Source organism: Microcystis sp. M079S1 (assembly GCF_020246425.1).
Taxonomy (GTDB): domain Bacteria; phylum Cyanobacteriota; class Cyanobacteriia; order Cyanobacteriales; family Microcystaceae; genus Microcystis; species Microcystis aeruginosa.
The window spans coordinates 1-3291 of sequence record NZ_JADBSZ010000272.1 but is presented as its reverse complement, the minus strand read 5'-3'; the positions used below and the strand labels follow the sequence as shown (position 1 = coordinate 3291).

General features: G+C 43.9%; 2 protein-coding genes and 1 pseudogene. 2 read left to right on the top strand and 1 reads right to left on the bottom strand.

The annotated features are described in order from the left end of the window. Positions 1–42: 42 nt before the first annotated feature. Positions 43–165, bottom strand: a pseudogene (locus tag IM456_RS17955) (RNA-guided endonuclease TnpB family protein); the annotation flags it as partial. A gap of 453 nt (positions 166–618) precedes the next feature. Here IM456_RS17955 and IM456_RS17950 point away from each other — a divergent pair. Together IM456_RS17950 and IM456_RS17945 are read left to right on the top strand one after the other, a co-directional pair. Further along, on the top strand, positions 619–2859 hold the full coding sequence (locus IM456_RS17950) for a glycoside hydrolase (protein WP_287694043.1): 2241 nt from the start codon (positions 619–621) through the stop codon (positions 2857–2859). A 153-nt stretch (positions 2860–3012) separates the two neighbouring features. Continuing rightward, positions 3013–3189 (top strand): hypothetical protein, encoded by a 177-nt coding sequence (locus tag IM456_RS17945; protein WP_172970595.1) that lies wholly within the window; start codon positions 3013–3015, stop codon positions 3187–3189. Positions 3190–3291: the final 102 nt, after the last annotated feature.

The following is a 3291-nucleotide window of genomic DNA, read 5'->3' as shown; positions in this document are numbered from 1 at the left end:
TTGACATCCTCACCGCCGTAAACGGACGGTGATTCCCAAACCTCACGATTTAGGTTTCTGCTTCTTTCCCTTGCGGGGTTCCGCACCTGCCTTAACAGATTTACTCTGTTCTGGTCTTATGGTCGCTCTACAGACTGACACCGCAAGCCCTGCGGCCAAAATATTTGGTTCTTCGGTTTTTGTTATGCAATGGACGGGGGTTATAAGGGATGGAACCCTTATATAGAAAGGCATTTGGCGATTTTTGTCAATTATTTTTTATCTAGAGCGAACTAATCAATTAAGTCTCTTGCCAGATAAGGATTTAGTCGATTTATGCCCCCCTATCGAACCATACTAAGTAACGAAGAACCAAAAATCCCAGAAAAGAAGATTCAGATCTCAAATCAGCAGGGCCCAATAATATTAGAGATTCTACTGCTGAACTGCAAATAATCACCACCAGAGGAGCCGATCCTTTAACAAATACAAAGAGACGATACCCCCTCAAAACCAGTTGATAGGATTATGGTAGTGACCGAAATCAACTTTTAAGAATCTATAATGGGCTTTATTGTCCATTATTATCTAATATAACGGCTTTAAAGCCTGTTATATGCACTTTTCCTCGGTATTATCATGGCCTATCCTCTCTACGTCGCTTTTATTTGGCATCAACACCAACCCCTCTACAAATCCTGTCAAACTCGCACCGATGCTTCGGGACAATATCGCTTACCCTGGGTGCGACTGCATGGGGTGAAAGATTATCTCGATTTAATCCTGATTCTAGAACGTTTTCCCAAATTACACCAAACTGTCAACCTTGTCCCCTCTTTAATCCTGCAATTAGAGGATTACGTCAACGGACTAGCTATAGACCCCTATCTTGCCCTCACCGTCACCCCAGAAGCGCAGTTAACCCTGGCACAAAAACACTTTATCCTCGAACACTTTTTCGATGCTAACCATCGTACCCTGATCGATCCGCACCCCCGTTACGGGCAATTATACGCAGAGCGTCAAGAAAACGGTCATAGTTGGTGTATTAGCCATTGGCATCTCCAAGATTATAGCGATCTCTTGGCTTGGCATAACCTCGCTTGGATCGATCCTATCTTTCACAGTGACCCAGAAATCGCTGCCTGGTTAGAACAGGGAAAAAACTTCACTTTAAGCGATCGCCAGCGAATTATCTCCAAACAGCGTCAAATTCTGCGTCGTATCTTGCCGCAACACCGGTTAATGCAGGAAACCGGACAACTAGAAATCATTACCAGTCCCTACACCCATCCAATTTTACCCCTGCTGGCCAACTCGGAAGCCGGCCGGGTAGCAGTGCCGAATATGACCCTTCCTCGGCAATATTTCCACTATCCTGAAGATATTTCCCGCCATCTCCAGAAAGCTTGGCAAATCTATATCGATCGCTTTGATAAACATCCTCGAGGACTTTGGCCCTCGGAACAATCCGTTAGTCCCGCGATTCTCCCCGCTGTCGCTAAACAGGGTTTTCAGTGGTTATGTTCCGATGAGGGGGTGTTAGGTTGGTCCCTGGGACATTACTTTCATCGCGACGAAAAAGGCAATATTAGCGAACCAGAATTGCTTTATCGTCCCTACTGTCTGGAAACTAGCAACGGCAATTTATCGATGGTTTTCCGCGATCATCGTCTCTCGGATCTGATCGGATTTAGCTATAGTGGCATGAAAGCGCAAGAGGCCGCTACAGACTTAGTTAAACACCTAGAAGCGATCGCCGAACAACTGAAAACCAACGCAGAAACCACGACCCTAGAAAAACCCTGGTTAGTTACCATTGCGCTAGATGGCGAAAACTGTTGGGAAAACTATCATCAAGACGGTTTACCCTTCCTAGAGAACCTTTATCAACTTTTAAGCGACCACCAAGCGATCGAATTAGTCACCGTCTCTGAATATCTCGATCGCTTTCCCGCTAATGCCAAAATACCCAGCCATCAACTTCATAGCGGCTCTTGGATCGATGCCAATTTTACCACTTGGATCGGCGATCCCGCTAAAAATAAAGCTTGGGAATATCTAATTTTAGCCCGTCAAACCCTCGCTAATCACCCGGAAGCGACGGAAGATAATAACCCCGACGCGTGGGAAGCATTGTATGCAGCGGAAGGTTCCGATTGGTTTTGGTGGTTTGGTTATGGCCATTCCTCCAATCATGACGCAATTTTTGACCAACTTTTCCGCGAACACCTGATCGCTCTTTATCAAGCTTTAAATGAGCCAATTCCCTCCTATTTGCTCGAACCTGTGGAAGAACACCGAGATAAACAAAGTAATCGTCCGATGGCTTTCATTCACCCCATTATCGACGGTTTTGGGGACGAACAGGATTGGGATAAAGCTGGACGGATCGAAATTGGCGGCGCCAGTGGTACAATGCACCGGACTTCCTTAGTACAAAGGCTCTTTTTCGGTTGGGATCACCTCAATTTTTATCTGCGTTTCGATTGGAAACCGGGGGCAGAATTAGGCAAAGATATCCCGCCTGAAGTGCATTTATATTGGTATTATGACGAAGTGCATCGTCTGCAAAGTCCAATTCCCCTAGCAGATATTCCCCCTCGATCGCCCCTCGATTACGGTTATCATCATCATCTAGGAATAAATTTAATCACGGAATTTACTTGGTTAGAATTCGCTCAAGAATATTTTACTTGGCAGCGAGTTCCTAGTAGTGCCAAAGCTTCTTTTAATCAATGTTTGGAAATTGCTGTACCTTGGGAAGGATTACACATTGAACCCGATGATCGTCTCCATTTAATCGCAGTTTTAGCCAATCAAGGTCAATACTATGATTTCCTCCCCGTTGAAGAATTAATCTTCCTGCAAAGACCTTAAATCAGTGATCGGTGATCAGTAATCAGTGATCAGTAATCAGTAATCAGTTTTTTAGTTATCAGCTATCAGCTAGAATCAGTGATTAGTAACCGCTCTAATCTCTAGTTAGTCTCAAAATATATTCTCTAATTATAGGGATTACTAAATAATAATATGGAAAAGAAACAGACAAATCCGATGGGCAAAGTTTTCACCCCTTTGACAATAATTAATCGTGCCGATGAATCAGCAGCTGCTAGAGGTTTTATCTCTCCTGCAGAAATTCGCTCTGTTACTTTACCAAAAGTTTTAGGCTCTTCGGTTTGTCTTATGCAATGGACGGGGTTATAAGGGATGGACCCCTTATATAGAAAGGCATTTGGCGATTTTTGTCAATTTTTTTGATCTAGAGCGAACTAATCAATTAAATCTCTTGCCAGATAAGGATTTAGT

Coding starts and splice junctions, on each gene's coding strand:
- IM456_RS17950 (WP_287694043.1), top strand. CDS start 619: ATGGCCTATCCTCTCTACGTCGCTTTTATTTGGCATCAACACCAACCC.
- IM456_RS17945 (WP_172970595.1), top strand. CDS start 3,013: ATGGAAAAGAAACAGACAAATCCGATGGGCAAAGTTTTCACCCCTTTG.